The organism is Kitasatospora hibisci (assembly GCF_043950205.1).
GTDB lineage: Bacteria > Actinomycetota > Actinomycetes > Streptomycetales > Streptomycetaceae > Kitasatospora > Kitasatospora hibisci.
Genome location: NZ_CP171642.1, coordinates 6,450,350 through 6,468,004 on the forward strand (window position 1 = coordinate 6,450,350; position 17,655 = coordinate 6,468,004).

A 17,655-nucleotide genomic window follows, 5' to 3' on the forward strand; every position below is an offset into this window, starting at 1 on the left:
GCCTCGGCGCGGCGGCCGCGTGTGGTTGAGGGGCGGGCCGGTGCAGGCCCGGCCCGTGCGGATGGGCGCTGCGGTCGGTGATCGCGTCGCCGAGGGCGCGGCAGCGGCCTGGAAGGAGCTTTGACATGACCGATGGCGGCCACGTCCCGAACGAGGGACTCCCGGAGCACCTGCTCGCCGGGCCCGACCCGCTCGGCGGCCCCGGGGGCCTCGCGGCCGTCGCCCCCGCGCAGGGCGTCGTACCCGTACAGGGTGCCGCGGTGGACGGCGGCGTGGTCCCGAACCCGGCGATGCCCGATCCGGCGATGCAGAACCCCGTGATGCAGAACCCCGTGATGCAGAACCCGGGTGTGCCGGGCGGCGGCCTGATCGGCGGGGTGCCGCCGCAGGACTTCCAGAGCCACGGCCAGCCGATCGGCGTGCCCGGCCAGTTCGCCCCGGCCCCCGGCCTGCCCGGCGCGGGAGTGGCCGGCGTTCCCGGCGAGGGCTGGGCCGTCGACCCGGGTGCGTCTCGTCCCGCCTTCCACTTCCTCGACCAGCCCGACGACGACCAGCCGGACCCGCTGGACGACGAGGACGACGTCCTGCTGATGCCCGGCCCGCAGGGCTCCTGGGGCGAGCCCGCCGGAGCCCCCGCCGACCAGAGCGCCGAGCAGGGCCTGCCCGGCACCCCGGTCGAGCCGTCCTGGCCGCCGCTGGACCCGTCGGCGCTCGGCGCCGACCAGGCCGCCCAGCCGGTGCCGGGCCAGCCGATGCCCGGCCAGCCGGTGCCGGGCCAGCCGATGGTCCAGCCCCTCCAGACCCAGGGCCACGGCATCCAGGTCCCGGTCCAGCCGCAGGGCCAGGACCCGCTGACGGCGGCTCAGCCGCAGCGTCGCCCGCTGCACGCCGGTCCGCCGGTCCCCGACCCGTCGCTGATGACCGGCCAGGTCCCGGTCCGCTCGCTCGCCGACCGCGGTCCCTCGCTGGGCGGCACGCCGGCGCACGGCATCCCGGTCGTCGTCGGCCAGCCGGAGCAGCAGGCCGCTGTGCCCGTCCAGGCCCAGCCGGTCCCGGTCGCCCAGCCCGTCGCCGTCGAGCAGCCGGTCCAGGACGTTCCGCAGGCCCCCCAGCCTGTCGAGGGCGTGCAGGGTGTGCAGTCCGTGGCCACCGAGGCCGTGCCCGTCGCCGAGGCGCCGGTAACCGCGGAGGCCGTCGCCATGCAGGCCCAGCCGGTCCCGGTCGCCCAGCCCGTCGACGTCGAGCAGGTCGCGGTGGCCGCGGAGGCCGTCGCCATGCAGACCGAGCCGGTCGCCGTCGACGTGTCCGCCGCCCCCGTCGAGGCCGCCCCCGTCGAGGCCGTGCCGGTCGAGGCCGTGCCCGTCGACGTCCAGGGCGCCCCCGCCGCCGCGCAGGAGGCGCCGGCCGAGGCCGCCGCCCAGGCCGGCCAGCCCCGTCGGATCGCCGCCTTCCTGGCCGCGCCCACCCCGCACGGCCTCCCGCAGGTCGAGGCGACCGATCAGGTCAGGTCCGGTGAGGACGCGGTGGTGGAGCAGTCCGTCCCCATAGCGCCCGTCGCCCAGCCCGAGGGCGTGACCGCCGAGGCGGCCCAGCCGGCCGAGGCCGCACCGGACGATCCGTCCGCGCACCCGGCACCCGGCGCCGAGCCGGTGGACGCCGCGGTCGTGGAGCAGCCCGCGGGGCAGCCCGAGGCCCTTCCCGAGGCCGCCGCCGCGACGGCCGTCGGCACCGGCGAGATGCCGTCCGGCCAGGTCGTCGCCGGCGCGGAGGCGGAGCAGGCGCAGCCGGCTCCGGCCGACGCCGCCGTCCCGGCCCCGGTGACCGCGGAGACCGTCGAGACCACCGAGCCCGCGGGGCAGCCCGAGGCAGCAGCCGGCGATCCGGCCGTCGCGCCCGAGCCCGCGTCCGCCGCCGAGACCGGGGCCGAGCCCGCCGCCGAGACCGGGGCCGAGGCGCGGCCCGAGGCCGTCCCGGCGGACCAGGCCCCTGACACCGCCGCCCCCGTCGAGCCGTCCGCGACTGGGGCCGCCGCAGGCGAACCCGCGACCACCGTCGAGGAGGCCACCGCAGCCGAGGCCACCGCAGCCGAGGCCACCGGAGCCGAGGCCGGCTCCGACGCGCCCGCCGGGGAGCCCGCCGCCGAGGAGGCCCTGGCCGGGGACGCCGCGGCCGAGGAGCCCGCCGAGCCGCGCGGTCCCGCCGCCGTCGGCTTCGACGAGGCCGGCCGCGAGGCCGTCCACCAGGTCATCCGCGAGCGCCGCGACATCCGCAACGGCTTCCGCCCGGACCCGATCCCGCACGAGGTGCTGATCCGCGTCCTGGAGGCCGCCCACACCGCGCCCAGCGTCGGCTTCTCCCAGCCGTGGGACTTCGTGGTGATCCGCTCGGCCAAGACCCGCCGCAAGATGCACGAACTGGCCGAGCGCCAGCGCGAGGCGTACGCGGACACGCTCCCCAAGGGCCGGGCCAAGCAGTTCAAGGAAATCAAGATCGAGGCCATCCTTGAGACCCCGGTCAACATCGTGGTGACCGCCGACCGCACCCGCGGCGGCCGCCACACGCTGGGCCGCCACACCCAGCCCCAGATGGCCCCGTACTCGGCCGCCCTCGCGGTCGAGAACCTCTGGCTGGCCGCCCGCGCCGAGGGCCTCGGCGTCGGCTGGGTGAGCTTCTTCGACGAGGACGAGATGGTCCGCGAGCTCGGCCTGCCCGAGCACCTGGAGGTCGTCGCCTACCTGTGCGTCGGCTACGTCGACGCCTTCCCGGACGAGCCCGAGCTCCAGCAGCAGGGCTGGGCCAAGAAGCGCCCGCTCTCCTGGGTCGTCCACGAGGAGCAGTACGGCAACCGCGCGCTGCCCGGCGAGGAGCCGCACAGCCTGCTCGCCGAGACCCTGCGGGGCATCCGTCCGCTGGACGCCAAGGCGCTCGGCGAGGCCTGGGACCGCCAGAAGCGGATGACCAAGCCGGCCGGCTCGCTCGGCATGCTGGAGATCATCTCCGCCCAGCTGTCCGGCCTCTCCCGCAAGTGCCCGCCGCCGATCCCGGAGCCCGCCTGCGTCGCGATCTTCGCCGGCGACCACGGCGTGCACGCCCAGGGCGTCACGTCCTGGCCGCAGGAGGTCACCGCCCAGATGGTCGGCAACTTCCTGGCCGGGGGAGCGGTGGTCAACTCCTTCGCCAAGCAGATCGGCACCGAGGTCTGCGTCGTCGACGTCGGCGTGGCCGCCGAGCTGCCCGACGCGATCCAGCAGGGCCGCACCACCGGCCTGCTGCCCCGCAAGGTCCGCCCCGGCACCGGTGACATGACCCAGGGTCCGGCGATGACCCGCGAGGAGGCCCTCAAGGCCATCGAGGTCGGCATCGAGACCGCCCGCGACCTGGTCGCCGCCGGCAACAAGGCCCTGGTCACCGGCGACATGGGCATCGCCAACACCACCGCCTCCGCCGCGCTGATCTCCGTCTTCACCGGCCTGGACCCGGCCGAGGTCACCGGCCGCGGCACCGGCATCGACGACGAGACGCACGCCCGCAAGATCGAGGTGATCCGCGCCGCGCTCGCGCTGCACCAGCCGGACCCGGCCGACCCGATCGGCGTCCTCGCCGCCGTCGGCGGCCTGGAGCACGCCGCCATCGCCGGCTTCCTGCTCGGCGCCGCCTCGCTGCGCACCCCGGTCATCCTGGACGGCGTCATCGCCGGCTCGGCGGCCCTGGCCGCCAAGGCCATCGCCCCCGAGGTGCTGGCAGCCTGCATCGCCGGCCACCGCTCCGCCGAGCCCGGCCACCAGGCCGCGCTCGCCAAGCTCGGCCTGCGTCCGCTGATCGACCTCGACCTGCGGCTCGGCGAGGGCACCGGTGCCCTGCTGGCCCTGCCGCTGGTGCAGAGTGCGGCCCGCGCGATGCACGATGTAGCCACGTTCGACTCCGCCGGGGTCACCGAGAAGGCCTGACGCCCGCCCGCACCGCTCCGTGTACCGGCCCGAGGGCGCGCCGGCACGCGGAGCGGTGCCGCGCACCCCACCACCCTCACCCGACCCAGGAGCACCGCCCATGACCGCGCCCAACCCGCCCTCCGTGCCCGCCGACCGGCCGGACGGTCCCCACCCGCACCCCGGCACCGAGGGCCGCACGCCCTACCCGGTCGGGCTGCTGCTCGCCGGCCGCCGGGTGGTGGTGGTCGGCGGCGGCCAGGTCGCCCAGCGCCGGCTGCCCGCCCTGATCGCCACCGGTGCCGACCTGCACCTGATATCGCCGGCCACCACCCCCGCCGTCCAGGCCATGGCCGACGCCGGCGAGCTGACCTGGCACGAGCGCCGGTACCGGGACGGCGACCTCGCCGAGACCTGGTACGCCCTGGTCGCCACCGACGACCCGGCGGTCAACACCGCGGTCAGCGAGGAGGCCGAGCGCGAGCGGGTGTTCTGCGCCCGCAGCGACGACGCGGCCGCCGCCACCGCCTGGACCCCGGCCAGCGGGCGCGACGCCGGCGCCACCGTGGCGGTGCTCACCGGCGACCCGCGGTACTCGGCCGCGCTGCGCGACGCCATCGTGAACGGCCTGCGGGAAGGCTCGGTGGCGGCCCGCCGGCACCGAGCCGGAGACGCCTCCGGGGCGGCGGGCCCGGGGAGCGTCGCGCTGGTCGGCGGCGGTCCGGGGGATCCGGACCTGATCACCGTGCGGGGCCGCCGGCTGCTCGCCGACGCGGACGTCGTGGTCGCGGACCGGCTTGCCCCGCGGGAGCTGCTGGCCGAGCTGCCCGAGCACGTCGAGGTGATCGACGCGTCGAAGATCCCGTACGGGCGGTTCATGGCGCAGGAGGCGATCAACCGGACGCTGATCGAGCACGCCAAGGCCGGCAAGTTCGTGGTCCGGCTCAAGGGCGGCGACCCGTACGTGTTCGGGCGCGGCGGAGAGGAGCTGCTGGCCTGTGCCGAGGCCGGCCTGCCGGTGACCGTGGTTCCGGGGATCTCCAGCTCGATCAGCGTGCCGGCGGCGGTCGGCGTGCCGGTCACCCACCGGGGCATGACGCACGAGTTCACCGTGATCTCCGGCCACGTCGGGCCGGACGACGAGCGCTCGCTGACCAACTGGGAGGCCGCCGCCCGGATGAGCGGCACCCTGGTGCTGCTCATGGCCGTCGACAAGATCGGCGCGATCGCGGCGAAGCTGGTGGAGTGCGGTCGCCCGGCCGACACCCCGGTGGCGGTGGTCCAGGAGGGCACCACCGCGGCCCAGCGCCGGGTGGACGCCACCCTGGCGACCGTCGCGGCCACCGTCGAGGCCGAGCGGATCAAGCCCCCGGCCGTGATCGTCATCGGCGACGTCGTCAACGTGCTGGCCCCGGCCTTCAGCGGCTCCTGACCGGCCCGGGCCCCGAAGGCCCGGGAGTGGGAGGTCGGCCCGGCCGGCTTCCCACTCCCGCTGCCCGCTGCCGCGCTCACTCCAGCGGCTGCTCCGTCCAGATCACCTTCCCGGTCGCCGTGTACCGCGTCCCCCAGCGGTCCGCGAACTGCGCGACCAGGAAGAGCCCGCGTCCGCCCTCGTCCGTGGTGGCCGCGTACCTCAGGTGCGGCGAGGTACTGCTGGCATCGGACACCTCACAGATCAGCGCCCGGTCGCGGAGCAGCCGGACCCGGATCGGCTCCGACCCGTACCGGATCGCGTTGGTCACCAGCTCGCTCAGGATCAGCTCGGTGACGAACGCCGTCTCGTCCAGCCCCCACTGCGCCAGCCGCTGCGCCACCGCCGCCCGCACCGAACCCACCTCGGCCGGGTCGGACGGCACGGCCCATTCCGCCACCCGGTCCGGCGCGAGCACCCGGGTGCGCGCCACCAGCAGCGCGATGTCGTCCTGCGGATGCGCCGGCAGCATCGCGCCCAGGACGTCCGCGCAGGTCTGCTCCGGCGTCCGCGGCGGGCCGGTCAGCGCCGCCCGCAGCCGCTCCAGCCCCTCGTCGATGTCCCGCTCGCGGTCCTCCACCAGCCCGTCCGTGTAGAGCACCAGCTGGCTGTCCTCCGCCACCTCGAGCTCCACCGTCTCGAACGGCAGCACCGCCAGGCCCAGCGGCGGCCCCGTCGGCAGCTCCGGGAACACCACCTGCCCGTCCGGCGAGACCAGCGCCGGCGGCGGATGCCCCGCACTCGCCAGGGTGCAGCGCCGCGACACCGGGTCGTAGATCGCGTACAGGCAGGTCGCCCCGGTCACCGCCCCCGAGCCGCCGGTCGCGGACTCCTCCTGGTCGATCCGGTTCACCAGGTCGTCCAGGTGCCCGAGCAGCTCGTCCGGTGGCAGGTCCAGCGTCGAGAAGTTGTGGATCGCCGTCCGCAGCCGTCCCATGGTCGCCGCCGCGTGCAGCCCGTGACCGACCACGTCCCCGACCACCAGGGCCACCCGGGCACCCGGCAGCGGGATCACGTCGAACCAGTCCCCGCCGACCCCCGCCTGCGCCGGCAGGTACCGGTGCGCCACGTCCAGCGCGTTCTGCGCCGGCAGGTTCCGCGGCAGCAGGCTGTGCTGCAGCGTCACCGCCATCGCGTGCTCCCGGGTGTACCGGCGCGCGTTGTCGATGCAGACGGCCGCGTGCGAGACCAGTTCCTCGGCCAGCGCCAGGTCCTCGTCCTCGAACGGCTCCGCCCGGCCCGCCCGCCAGAACCGCGCCACCCCCAGCAGCACCCCGCGCGCCTTCAGCGGTACCCGCACCAGCGAGTGCACCCCGTACTCCAGCGCCTGCGCCGCCCCCTCCGGATCCTGGGCCCGCCACGCCGTGCTCTCCGCCAGCCGCGGCTCCACCCCGGGCAGCCCGGTGTCGAGCGCTCCCGCCAGCGGCGTCGACGGCACCACGTCCAGCACCGTGCCGACCGGATAGAACGGTGAGTCGTCCCGCACCCCGGCGAACGCCGCCCGGCGCACCCGGACCAGCGCCACGCCCGCCGGCGGCTCGTCGCCGTCCAGCACCTGCTCGGCCAGGTCGACGGTGACGAAGTCCGCGAACCGCGGCACCGCCACCTGGGCCAGCTCCTCCGCCGTGCGCGTCACGTCCAGGGTGCTGCCCACCGCGAGTCCCGCGTCGTAGAGCAGCCGCAGCCGCCGCTGCGCCACCTCGGCCCGGCCGGAGAGCGCCAGCAGCTCGGTGGAGTCACGCAGCGTGGCGACCAGGCCGGGTGGGCCGCCGTCGCGGTCGGTGAGCCGGATGTTCACCGCCAGCAGCCGCTCCCCGGACAGCACCACCTCGTCCGTGACCGGCCGGTCGGCCGTCAGCAGTTCCTCGGGCGCCTGGTCCAGGCCCAGCTCCGTCACCAGCCGGCCCTCGGCGTCGGCCGGCAGGTCCAGCAGCCGGCGGGCCTCGTCGTTGCAGAGCAGCAGCCGACCGTCGCCCTCGACGATCAGCACGCCCTCGCGCACGGCGTGCAGCACGGCCGCGTGGTGTTCGTACATCCGCGTCATCTCGGCCGGCCCGAGCCCGTGCGTCTGCCGCCGCAGCCGGCGGCTGATCAGCGCCGTCCCGCAGGTGGCCAGCCCCAGCGCCACCGCCGCGGCGCCGAGCACCACGGGCAGCTGCCGCTCGCTGGCGCTGCTCACGTTCTTGATCGTGATGCCGGACGACACCGCGCCGACCACCTGGCCGTCCGGCGCGCGCACCGGCACGGTCGCCTGGACCAACGGCCCGATTGTGCCGTTGATCTGCTCGGTCACCACCTGCCCGTCGAGGGCGGGCTCGTAGTTCCCTACGAACTTCTGGCCGATCCGGTCCGGATTGGGGTGGGTGTAGCGGATGCCGTCGGTGTTCAGGACCACGATGAAGTCCACGCCCGCGTTGATCCGTGCCGCCTGAGCCTTGGGCTGCAGGATCGCGGTCGGGTCGGGGGACTGCATGGCGGCGACGATGCCGGGCGAGTTGGCGAAGGTCTGCGCCACCGCCACCGACCGGTTGGTCGCCTCCTGCCGGGCGTCGTTGCGGGACTGCACCACCAGGGCCACCACGGCCGCGGCGACCAGGAGCAGCACCACCAGGACCTGGAGCGCGAAGAACTGACCAGCCACCGAGCGGCGCTTCACCGATTTCGGCCACGCCGCCCGCGGCTGCTGTAGCCGACCGCGTGGGCGCCCAACGGAGGAGCCGGCGGTTCCAGTGGCGATGGAGGAGGCGGTGGAGCCAGAAGCACCAGAGCCCGACGGAGCCCAGGATCGGCCCGGAAAACGGGCCATACGCCATATTTGCACTCTGCGTGCCGAGGGGCCAAGACCAGCCGCACCCGACAGTTCGGCCGTTTGGTCTTCTCCACCCCGACTTGGCAAGATCGCAGGGTGTCCGAGCCCAGCATCATCACCGATCCCGCCGACCCGCGCCTCGCCGACTACACCGGCCTGACCGACGTGGAACTGCGCCGCCGACGCGAGCCCGCGGAGGGCCTGTTCATCGCCGAGGGCGAGAAGGTGATCCGCCGCGCCCTCGCGGCCGGCTACCGCATGCGGTCGATGCTGCTGACGGCCAAGTGGCTCGATGTGATGGCCGACGTGATCGCCGGGGCCGAAGCCCCCGTCCACGTCGTGGAGCCCGCGCTGGCCGAGGCCGTCACCGGCTACCACGTCCACCGGGGCGCGCTGGCCTCGATGGAGCGCAAGCCGCTGCCGGACGCCGCCGAGGTGCTGGCCGGCGCCCGCCGGGTGGCCGTGCTGGAGGGCCTGGTCGACCACACGAACCTGGGTGCCATCTTCCGCAGTGCCGCCGCGCTCGGGATGGACGCCGTCCTGCTCTCGCCGGACTGCGCGGACCCGCTGTACCGGCGTGCGGTGAAGGTCTCGATGGGCGCCGTCTTCGCCGTCCCCTACGCCCGGCTGGACCCGTGGCCGGCCGCCCTGGACACGGTCCGCGAGGCGGGTTTCGGACTGCTCGCGCTCACCCCGTCCGAGGACGCCGTCGACCTGGCCGCCCTGGCCCCGCACCGGCTGCCCAAGGCCGCGCTCATGCTCGGCGCCGAGGGGGACGGCCTCACCCGGCGCGCCATCGACGCCGCCGATCACCCCGTGCGCATCCCCATGGCCCACGGCATCGACTCCCTGAACGTCGGCGCCGCCGCGGCCGTGGCCTTCTACGCCGTCACCGCCGCCACCTGAGCCGCCCCGAGGGGGCAGGAGGTCGGCCGGTCCGACTTCCCGCGCGGGCCGGTGAGGGCTGCCGGCGGCGTGTGCCGGGGCCTCCGGGCGAGGTGGGGGCGTGCGGAGTCGGCCGGTCCGACGTTCTGCACGGCGCGGCGTCCGGCGACTCCGGGGGGATCAGCCTGCCGGTGCCGCGGGTGGGGCGGGGGCCGCGGCGGCGGGCGGGGTCACGATCACCGTGGGGGCGCCGGGCCAGGACTCCTCGATGGTCCCGTCCGGTCGCACCGTGTAGCGGGTGGACGCGATCGCGCCCGTCCGGCTGCTGCGCTCCTCGCGGACCAACGCGCCGTTGTCCAGCCGCCAGGCGGCCGCCGCCTGCGGGTCCGCGGCCGAGGACCGCGACGCGAGCGGCACGGGCGTGTCCCCGTTGAAGCCGAAGAGCTGGACCAGGTCGGTCGGCACCGAGCCCTCCGTGCGGCGCAGCACCACCAGGCCGGCCGGTGCACCCTTGTAGCGGGCCGGGAGGACGGTGCTCAGTGCGACCTGCGGTCCCGCCCCGGCCGAGCGGCCGTCCCGCAGGGCGATCGGGGGGCCGCCGGCCGGGTCGGGGTAGCTGCGGTTGGGCCAGTCGACCGCCGGGTTCGCACCCTGGGCGGGCGCCAGCGCGCCCTCGCCGGCCGGGCCGCCCGCCCGGGCCGCCGCCGCGGGGGGTGCCGGGGACTGTGGCACGGCGGACGGCGGTGCGCCGTCCGCCGACTGCCCGTCCGCGCGGGGCGGCACGGCCGAGCCGTCCGTGCCCGGCCGGTCCGCGGACGTGGTGGTGACCGTCGTGGCGCTCACCGGGCCGAGGCCCTGGCTGCTCCGGTTCTCGCACCCCTGCGCGGCCGCGATCGCCAGGGCGACGCCGACCGTGACGGTGACGAAGACGATCAGGCGCTGCCGCAGCAGCCGCTGCCGGGCGCTGCCGGGACGGCCGCCGGGTGCGGGCGTGTGCTGCCGGTCCCGGCTCCGCCCGCGCGGGCGGACGGGCCGCTGCCCGCCCTCGCGCGGACCGGGCTGGGTCCCCGGCGCGCCGCCCCGGCCGGGGGCCGGCGTCTGCTGCCGCTCGCGCATCGGCCGGGTGGCCTGGGCGGCCTCGGCCCGGGGCATCGGTCTGGTGGTCGCTTGGGCACCCTGGTGCCCGCGCCGCTGAGCCGCACCGGCTCGGGCTCCGGGGTGTCCCGCCGGGTGGACGGCCGCGCGACCGCCCGCCGTCCCGTTCCCGGGGCCGTCCGCAGGGCCGCCCGGGACCCTGCCCGCAGCACCACTGCCGGGGGCGCCGTGCCCCACGGGAGGACCGCTGTGCTGCCCTGCGCCGGAACCGGCCGTGCCGGCGTGCCCACCTGCTCGGCCCGCGGCCGCCCGGGCCCGTGCCACGCCCGCCGGATCCGGCGCCCGCCCGGGCGCCGGGACCCCGCGGCCGGCGGCCGGTGGCACCGGCGCTGCCGCCGCACCGCGCCCGGGAACGCCCGGGCGCGCCCCGCCGGCCGGTCGTCGGCCCGCGGGACGGGCCGCGCGCTCCGCGGCCGCATCGTCGAACCCGACCCCGCCGGCGACGGCGCCGCCCGGTACTGCCTGACCGGACGCGGGACCGCCGGCCACCGCCCCGCCCGCACCGCGCGCCGCGAGCTCGCTGAGCCGCTCGTGCAGGGCGGCCGCGCCGGGCCGTTCGGCGGGTTCCTTCGCCAGGCAGGCCCGGATCAGCGGTGCCAGCTGCTGGGGCACCTCCGAGAGGTCGGGCTCCTCGTGCACGACCCGGTACAGCATCACCTCGGAGGAGGCCCCCGAGCCGAACGGCGTGTCCCCGGTGAGCGCGTACGCCAGCGTCGCCCCGAAGGCGAACACGTCCGTCGCGGGCGTCACGGCCACGCCGCGCACCTGCTCCGGCGCCAGGAACCCGGGCGAGCCGACGGCGGTGCCGACGTGGGTGAGCGTGCTGGCGCCGCGCGACCACGCGATGCCGAAGTCGATGATGCGCGGCCCGCGCGGCGACAACAGGATGTTGGAGGGCTTGAGGTCCCGGTGGACGACGCCCGCCTCGTGCACCTTGACCAGACCGTCGGCCAGCGCGGCACCGATCCGGGCGACCTCCGTCCATGCCAGCGGCCCCTCGTCGCCGACCCGCTTGTACAGCGAGGGCCCGGGGACGTACGCGGTGGCCAGCCAGGGACGGTCCGCCTCGATGTCGGAGCCCACCACTCGGGCCGTGCAGCCGCCGCGGATCCGGGAGGCGGCGGCGATCTCGCGGGCGAACCGGGTGCGGAACTCCACGTCCTCGGCCAGCTCGGCGCGGATCAGCTTGAGCGCCACCCGCTGCCCGCGGCGGTCGGAACCGAGGTAGACCACGCCCATGCCGCCCGCCCCCAGCCGCCGGTGCAGTCGGTACGGCCCGACGATGCGGGGGTCCTCACGCCTCAGCCGCATCATCGCCATGTCCGTTTCCCCGTCAGCCTGTGGGTGAGGCCCCGTCGGTTTGGGGCATCGTCAGTTCCTGTCCGGCACAGCTTACGGACTGGCCGCTGCGGTGTGCTGATACGCAACACCCGAACCCTCCGTGCGATTGTCCGATCTTGCGCTGACCTGCAGGTCACGGGGGGTGCCGAAGCGATTCTCGGGGTCGGCTCTCAGGGTTCCCCCGGGGACGCGGCGGAATCCGCCTCCCCCTCCGGTAGTACACCGCAAGTCGGAGGCTCATCCTCGCGGAGGCCCGCAGAACAGTACGACGGCATGACGTCCGTCCACCCCCTCCCGCCATAGCGTTGTCCTCGGCGGTGGACGGGGAGCTCGTCCCCCGAGGTAATCCGTCCACCGCGTCCGCGTCGACCGACCAGCAGGCACCGGCAGTACACGAATCAGGAGTAGGGGCATGGCACCGCAGCTCACGGGATCACCCCGCCGCCGTCGGCCGGCCTTCACCCAGCGCCACGCCGCCGAGCCGACCAGGCACCCGGCGGTCGCACTGGCCATGGCGCTGCCGTGCGCCGTGCTGCTGGTGGTGCTGTTCGGCGGCTGGGAGCAGATGGCGAACCAGGCCCAGGCCCTCGCCGAACTGATCAACCACTGACCCGAACGCCGGGCCCGGTCCTCCGGTCTCCGGCGCGGGGAGCGTTCCGGCTGACAGAGCCGGCCACTGAACGGGCACTGATCCCCTGGGGACGGGGAGCCGGTGCCGCCGGGGAAGCCGCGCCCGCGATGACACGCGGACGGGCGAGGAGCGGTGCGCAGGGCACCCCGGCAGGCGGAGACGCCGCGTGCGGACGTCGGTGAGGGCGACCGTACGCGGCTCTTCATCCTCCGTACGACCCCACGACCTTCCCGCGCAGTCCGAGCCGCTCCGCAGGACAGCGCAAAAGGCCGGGGACGTGACCCTCGCGGATCACGGCCCCGGCCGTCACTGTGCGCGATACTGGGATTGAACCAGTGACCCCTACCGTGTCAAGGTAGTGCTCTCCCGCTGAGCTAATCGCGCCTGGCGTGGCGTTCCTGCAGCAGACCCCGAAGGGCCCGACGTGCGCGATACTGGGATTGAACCAGTGACCCCTACCGTGTCAAGGTAGTGCTCTCCCGCTGAGCTAATCGCGCCTGGTGTGGCGTTCCTGCAGCAGACCCCGAAGGGCCCGACGTGCGCGATACTGGGATTGAACCAGTGACCCCTACCGTGTCAAGGTAGTGCTCTCCCGCTGAGCTAATCGCGCGGGGAGGTCTCCCGGTGGAACCGGGTGATCCTCTTGGAGGTGGAGACGGGATTTGAACCCGTGTACACGGCTTTGCAGGCCGTTGCCTCGCCTCTCGGCCACTCCACCAGGCAACACTCGAAGAACGATCTTACACTGTTCTCCATCGAGCGGACGACGAGATTCGAACTCGCGACCCTCACCTTGGCAAGGTGATGCTCTACCAACTGAGCCACGTCCGCCTGTCTCCCGGGATCTTCACCGCTTTTCTTCGGCTGCGCTCCCTGGCGACGTGTTGAACTCTAGCGGATTCCTGGGCCAGCTAAAAATCCGTTCCCGCAGCGTGCCGAGGGGATGGCCCCGGAGTGCCGTCCCGTCAGCGGTTCCGCGGGCCCACCGGCCCCCCACCAGCGGCGTCTCCGGATGATCATCCGCGGGCCGCCCCGTGCGCACCCGCCCGACGCTCCGGCGCCGCCAGGCCACCACCTGTGGACCGCTACCCGCGCGCCCCGCACGCCACCGCCGAGCCCCCTTCGCGCCCCCGACCTACACTTCAGGCACCGCAGCCCAGCCCCACCCCGTGCAGGAGAACCGTGTCCGGCCACCCCGACCCCCTCAGCCCGCTCGCCCGCTTCGGCGGCCGCGTCGCCACCGGGCTGCGCGACGTCACATCGGACCCGGCCGCACTCGACTCCTCCGGCTTCTGGGCCGTCGCCCACGACTTCGAGGGCCGGCTCACCTGCGCCCGCTTCGACGACGTCCGCCCCGCCCCGGCCGCCCCCTCCGGTGCCGGCTGGCTCGGACCGTCCCCCGACAGCTGGCACAGCTCCCTCGACCACGCCGCCTACACCGCCGGGGTCCGGCGGATCCGCGAGCACATCGCAGCCGGCGACGTCTACCAGGCCAACCTCTGCCGCGTCCTCAGCGCGCGGCTGCCCGACCCGGACCGCGCCGACGTCGACGCCCTCACCGGCCTGCTCGCCCACGGCAACCCCGCCCCCTACGCCGGCACCATCCGCCTGCCCGAGCACGGCGTCGAGATCGCCACCGCCTCGCCCGAGCTCTACCTGCGCCGCCACGGCCGCACCGTCTCCTCCGGCCCGATCAAGGGCACCGGCCGCACCGAGGCCGACCTGCTGGAGAAGGACTACGCGGAGAACGTGATGATCGTCGACCTGGTCCGCAACGACCTCGGTCGGGTCTGCGAGACCGGGACGGTCACCGTGCCCGACCTCTGCGCCGTCGAGAAGCACCCCGGCCTGGTCCACCTCGTCTCCACCGTCCAGGGCACCCTGCGCGCCGGGGCCGGCTGGCCCGAGCTGCTGGACGCCACCTTCCCGCCGGGCTCGGTCACCGGCGCCCCCAAGTCCAGTGCCCTGCGGATCATCGACGCCCTGGAGACCGCCCCGCGCGGCCCCTACTGCGGCGCCGTCGGCTGGGTCGACGCCGACCGCGGCGAGGGCGAACTCGCCGTCGGCATCCGCAGCTTCTGGATCGACCGGACGGCGCCCGGTGCGCCCGTGCTGCGCTTCGGCACCGGCGCCGGCATCACCTGGGGCTCCGACCCCGAAGGCGAATGGGCGGAAACCGAACTGAAGGCCGCCCGCCTGGTCGCGATAGCGTCGGGCGCCGAGACCGACTGACGGCCGGCACCGGCACCGGCACCGGCACCGGCACCGGCGCGAGGCCGGCCCGGCGGGCCACCCGCACCACGACCTCGCGGCCGTACGCCCGAGAGCCCGGCCGCCGGCCCGGCCGGCCACCCGCACCTTCTCACCGTCCGACCGTCCCCGCCCCAACGCCCAGAGGAGCAGCCCTCGATGCAGCACCCGACCAAGAGCTGGGTCAACGGCGCACTCGTCGACTCCGCCGACGCCGCGCTCTCCGTCCTCGACCACGGACTCACCACCGGCGACGGCGTCTTCGAGACCCTGAAGGCCGTCGACGGCAGGGCCTTCGCCGTCACCCGCCACCTCGACCGGCTCACCCGCTCCGCCCGTGGCCTCGGCCTGCCGGACCCCGACCACGACCTGGTCCGCGAGGCCTGCGCCCAGGTCCTCGCCGCCAACCCCATGCCGCTCGGCCGGCTGCGTCTCACCTACACCGGCGGCACCGCCCCGCTCGGCTCCGAGCGCGGCGACGGCTCCCCCACCCTGGTCGCCTCCATCGGCGCCGTGGCCCGCCGCCCCGACACCACCGCCGTCGCCACCGTCCCGTGGCGCCGCAACGAGCACAGCGCCGTCGCCGGCCTCAAGACCACCTCGTACGCCGAGAACGTGGTCGCCCTCGCCGCCGCGCACCGCGTCGGCGCGTCCGAGGCCCTGCTCGCCAACACCGCCGGACGGCTCTGCGAGGGCACCGGATCCAACGTCTTCGTCGTCCTCGGCGGCCGCCTGCTCACCCCCACCCTTGCTTCCGGCTGCCTGGCCGGCATCACCCGCCGACTGGTCCTCGACTGGTGCGACGCCGAGGAGGCCGACCTGCCGCTGGACGTGCTCGAGGAGGCCGACGAGCTCTTCCTGACCTCCACCCTGCGGGACGTCCAGGCCGTCACCCGTGTCGACGACCGCGAACTGCCCGGCCCCGGCCCGGTCACCGCCAAGGCGATGGCCGTCTTCGCCGAGCGCAGCGGGGACGACCTGGACCCGTGACCCCTCCGGCCGGGGGCGCCGGTGGCCGAACCAGGCCGGTGGACCGTCCGCACCGGTGCACCGGCGGATAGAACGCCCGCACGGAGGGGAAGGGACCTCGACATGACCACCACGCTGCGGCCCGAGGGCCCGGAGACACCCACCACCGCCGGCGGCCGCACCAGACGCTGGCAGATTCGCGCCAACGGCCGGCCGGTGGGCGCCCTGCGTACCACCAGTGTCCCGCGAGGAAGCCAAGTCTGGGGAGAGATCGCCGAGTTGGAGGTCCACGAGGGGCGCGGAAGGGGCCGCGGGACGATCGGCGCGCTGGCCGCCGAGGAGGTGCTGCGCGGCTGGGGATGCTCCCGGGTGGACGTGGACATCCCCGAAACGGCGCAGGCCGCCCGCGGCCTCGCCGCCGCCCTCGGCTACACCGAGCGGATGCGGAACATGGCCAAGCACCTCACGGCCCCGCCCGGGCTGCCCGCCGACGTGGCCGCCCGCCGGATCGGCCCGGAGGACTTCCCCGGCTGGCTCGCCCAGGCGAAGCAGGGCTACCTGCGGGACCTCTGCGCCTCGGGCCTGAGCGAGCAGCAGGCCCGCGCCAAGTCCGACGCGGACCACGTGCACCTGCTGCCGCAGGGCGCGGACACCCCCGGCGTCGCCCTGCGCCGGCTCTACGGGGACGGGCCGGACCCGCTGGGCGCCCTCTGGCTGGCCCTGCGGGTCCGGGACCTGCCCGACGGCTCCCCGCTCGCCTGGGTGATGGTCGTGGAGGTGGCCGAGGCCCACCGCGGCCGCGGCCACGGCCGCACCCTGATGCTGCTCGCCGAGCGCGAGTGCCTGGACGCCGGGGTGCGCGACCTCGGCCTGAACGTCTTCACCGGCAACGAGGTCGCGATCCGGCTCTACGACTCTCTCGGCTACCGCATCACCAACCGGGTCTACGGCAAGCCGTTGATCTGACAAGCATGCTGATGCTGCGTCAGGGGGTCTTGGCGGCCTCGATCAGCGCGGTGATCCGCTCCCGCAGCCCGTCCTGGCTCTGCCCGCCGTCCAGCCGCTGCCCGGCGATCACGTACGTCGGAGTGCCGGTGACCCCGATCGCCTTGCCCTCCGCCTGGTCGGCGTCCACGATCAGCGTGTGCCGGCCGTCGACCAGTGCGGTGTCGACCTCCTCGGCGTCCACGCCGACCTCGCGGGCGACCTCCAGCAGCACCGCCTCACCGCGCGCCTCCAGGTCCCCGACCCGGCCCAGCAGCGCCTCGACGTACGGCCACCCGAGGCCCTGCGCGAACGCCTCCTCGGTGGCCTGCGCCGCGGCGTACGCGTGCTTGTGCTTCTCCAGCGGGAAGTGCCGCAGCTCGATCGGGAGCGCATCGCCGTACTCGGCGCGCAGCGCCCGGACGTCGTCGAGTGCCGTGCGGCAGTCCGGGCACTGGAGCTCGCACCAGAACTCCAGGCGGGGGAGGGAACCTTCGATCATGCCCCCAGTGTTCCACTAGTGGGCGCCGCCCCGTCCCGGTGGTGCGCCCGACCGACGGCCGCAGCCACGGGAGGTCCGATGACCAGAGTGAGCACGAGCACCGGGCGCGGTACGCCGCGGCCCGCCGGGCCGGCCGGGGAGCGGCCGTGCTGACGGCGGCGGTCGCCTTCGCGCTCACCGCGGCCGGAGTGGCCGTGGCCGGTCTGCGCGCGTACCGTCGGCGGTTCCGCTCCGCGACCCGCTGGTTCGCCGCTGCGCTGCTCCCGGCCGGGCTCTACCTGTCCGGCCTGTTCCCGGTCGCGCGGACCATCGGCGACGAGCTGGCCGGCTGGGCGACCGACCTCGTCTTCAGCCCCCGGATCTGGACGGGCCTCGCGCTGCTCGCCGTCTCCGCCGCGCTGCTGGTCACCACCCGCGTGGTGGGTCGGCGCCGGGCCGTGGGCGGGTCCGGGTCAGGCCCGGCCGCAGCGGGTGCGGCCCCGGTCAGGCCCGCGGTGGCGGGCTCGCAGGCGGCACCGGCCGGCCTGACGAACGCCGCCGCCCCCGAGGCGGCCGCCCCGAAGGCGGCCTCCCCGAAGCGCGGCAAGGCGGGCAAGCGGGACGACGGCCTCGGCGACGAGTTCGACGACATCGAGGAGATCCTCCGCCGCCGCGGCATCTGACCCGAGGCGGGCGGGAAGCGGACCGCGGACGAAGCGGAGGCGGCGCCGAGCGGAGAAGCGCCGGCCGTCG

10 protein-coding genes, 5 tRNA genes and 1 pseudogene are annotated in these 17,655 nt (G+C 75.6%); 8 read left to right on the forward strand and 8 right to left on the reverse strand.

The window, feature by feature from the left end; genetic code table 11:
• Positions 1–125: 125 nt before the first annotated feature.
• Positions 126–3,947, forward strand: a complete 3,822-nt coding sequence (gene cobT, locus ACF9IK_RS28315) for a nicotinate-nucleotide--dimethylbenzimidazole phosphoribosyltransferase (RefSeq protein WP_395296914.1) — start codon at positions 126–128, stop codon at positions 3,945–3,947.
• Between the two features lie 100 nt (positions 3,948–4,047).
• A complete protein-coding gene (gene cobA, locus ACF9IK_RS28320) occupies positions 4,048–5,358 on the forward strand; it encodes a uroporphyrinogen-III C-methyltransferase (RefSeq protein ID WP_395296915.1) in 1,311 nt (436 codons plus the stop codon).
• Positions 5,359–5,434: 76 nt separating this feature from the next.
• On the opposite strand, the gene ACF9IK_RS28325 is transcribed toward cobA, so the two are convergent.
• On the reverse strand, positions 5,435–8,203 hold the full coding sequence (locus ACF9IK_RS28325; protein WP_395296916.1) for a SpoIIE family protein phosphatase: 2,769 nt from the start codon (positions 8,201–8,203) through the stop codon (positions 5,435–5,437).
• 99 nt (positions 8,204–8,302) lie between these two features.
• On the opposite strand from ACF9IK_RS28325, the gene ACF9IK_RS28330 reads away from it, so the two are divergent.
• Entirely contained in the window at positions 8,303–9,112 is an 810-nt protein-coding gene (locus tag ACF9IK_RS28330) for a TrmH family RNA methyltransferase (protein WP_395296917.1), read from the forward strand.
• Positions 9,113–10,333: 1,221 nt separating this feature from the next.
• On the opposite strand, the pseudogene ACF9IK_RS37085 reads toward ACF9IK_RS28330, so the two are convergent.
• Positions 10,334–11,566, reverse strand: a pseudogene (locus ACF9IK_RS37085) (serine/threonine-protein kinase); the annotation flags it as partial.
• Between the two features lie 433 nt (positions 11,567–11,999).
• On the opposite strand from ACF9IK_RS37085, the gene ACF9IK_RS28340 reads away from it, so the two are divergent.
• Positions 12,000–12,197, forward strand: coding sequence for a hypothetical protein (locus ACF9IK_RS28340; RefSeq protein WP_238861524.1), 198 nt, complete (start codon positions 12,000–12,002; stop codon positions 12,195–12,197).
• 333 nt (positions 12,198–12,530) lie between these two features.
• Here the strand turns inward: ACF9IK_RS28340 and ACF9IK_RS28345 are convergent.
• The 5 genes from ACF9IK_RS28345 to ACF9IK_RS28365 all read right to left on the reverse strand — a co-directional run bounded on the left by ACF9IK_RS28345 (position 12,531) and on the right by ACF9IK_RS28365 (position 13,049).
• Positions 12,531–12,602, reverse strand: a tRNA-Val gene (locus tag ACF9IK_RS28345).
• A gap of 41 nt (positions 12,603–12,643) precedes the next feature.
• Positions 12,644–12,715 (reverse strand) — tRNA-Val (locus ACF9IK_RS28350).
• 41 nt (positions 12,716–12,756) lie between these two features.
• Positions 12,757–12,828 (reverse strand) — tRNA-Val (locus tag ACF9IK_RS28355).
• A 34-nt stretch (positions 12,829–12,862) separates the two neighbouring features.
• Positions 12,863–12,936, reverse strand: a tRNA-Cys gene (locus ACF9IK_RS28360).
• A 40-nt stretch (positions 12,937–12,976) separates the two neighbouring features.
• Positions 12,977–13,049, reverse strand: a tRNA-Gly gene (locus ACF9IK_RS28365).
• Between the two features lie 351 nt (positions 13,050–13,400).
• Between ACF9IK_RS28365 and ACF9IK_RS28370 the strand changes: the two genes are divergently transcribed.
• The 3 genes from ACF9IK_RS28370 to ACF9IK_RS28380 all read left to right on the forward strand — a co-directional run bounded on the left by ACF9IK_RS28370 (position 13,401) and on the right by ACF9IK_RS28380 (position 16,403).
• Complete coding sequence (locus ACF9IK_RS28370) at positions 13,401–14,450, forward strand: chorismate-binding protein (RefSeq protein ID WP_395296919.1); 1,050 nt, start codon at positions 13,401–13,403, stop codon at positions 14,448–14,450.
• A gap of 177 nt (positions 14,451–14,627) precedes the next feature.
• Positions 14,628–15,458 (forward strand): aminotransferase class IV, encoded by an 831-nt coding sequence (locus ACF9IK_RS28375; protein ID WP_395296920.1) that lies wholly within the window; start codon positions 14,628–14,630, stop codon positions 15,456–15,458.
• Positions 15,459–15,560: 102 nt separating this feature from the next.
• Entirely contained in the window at positions 15,561–16,403 is an 843-nt protein-coding gene (locus ACF9IK_RS28380) for a GNAT family N-acetyltransferase (RefSeq protein WP_395296921.1), read from the forward strand.
• A 19-nt stretch (positions 16,404–16,422) separates the two neighbouring features.
• Here ACF9IK_RS28380 and ACF9IK_RS28385 read toward each other — a convergent pair whose 3' ends face one another.
• Positions 16,423–16,923, reverse strand: coding sequence for a DsbA family protein (locus tag ACF9IK_RS28385; RefSeq protein ID WP_395296922.1), 501 nt, complete (start codon positions 16,921–16,923; stop codon positions 16,423–16,425).
• Positions 16,924–17,069: 146 nt separating this feature from the next.
• Here ACF9IK_RS28385 and ACF9IK_RS28390 point away from each other — a divergent pair, with 146 nt between their 5' ends.
• Complete coding sequence (locus ACF9IK_RS28390; RefSeq protein WP_395296923.1) at positions 17,070–17,585, forward strand: hypothetical protein; 516 nt, start codon at positions 17,070–17,072, stop codon at positions 17,583–17,585.
• Positions 17,586–17,655: the final 70 nt, after the last annotated feature.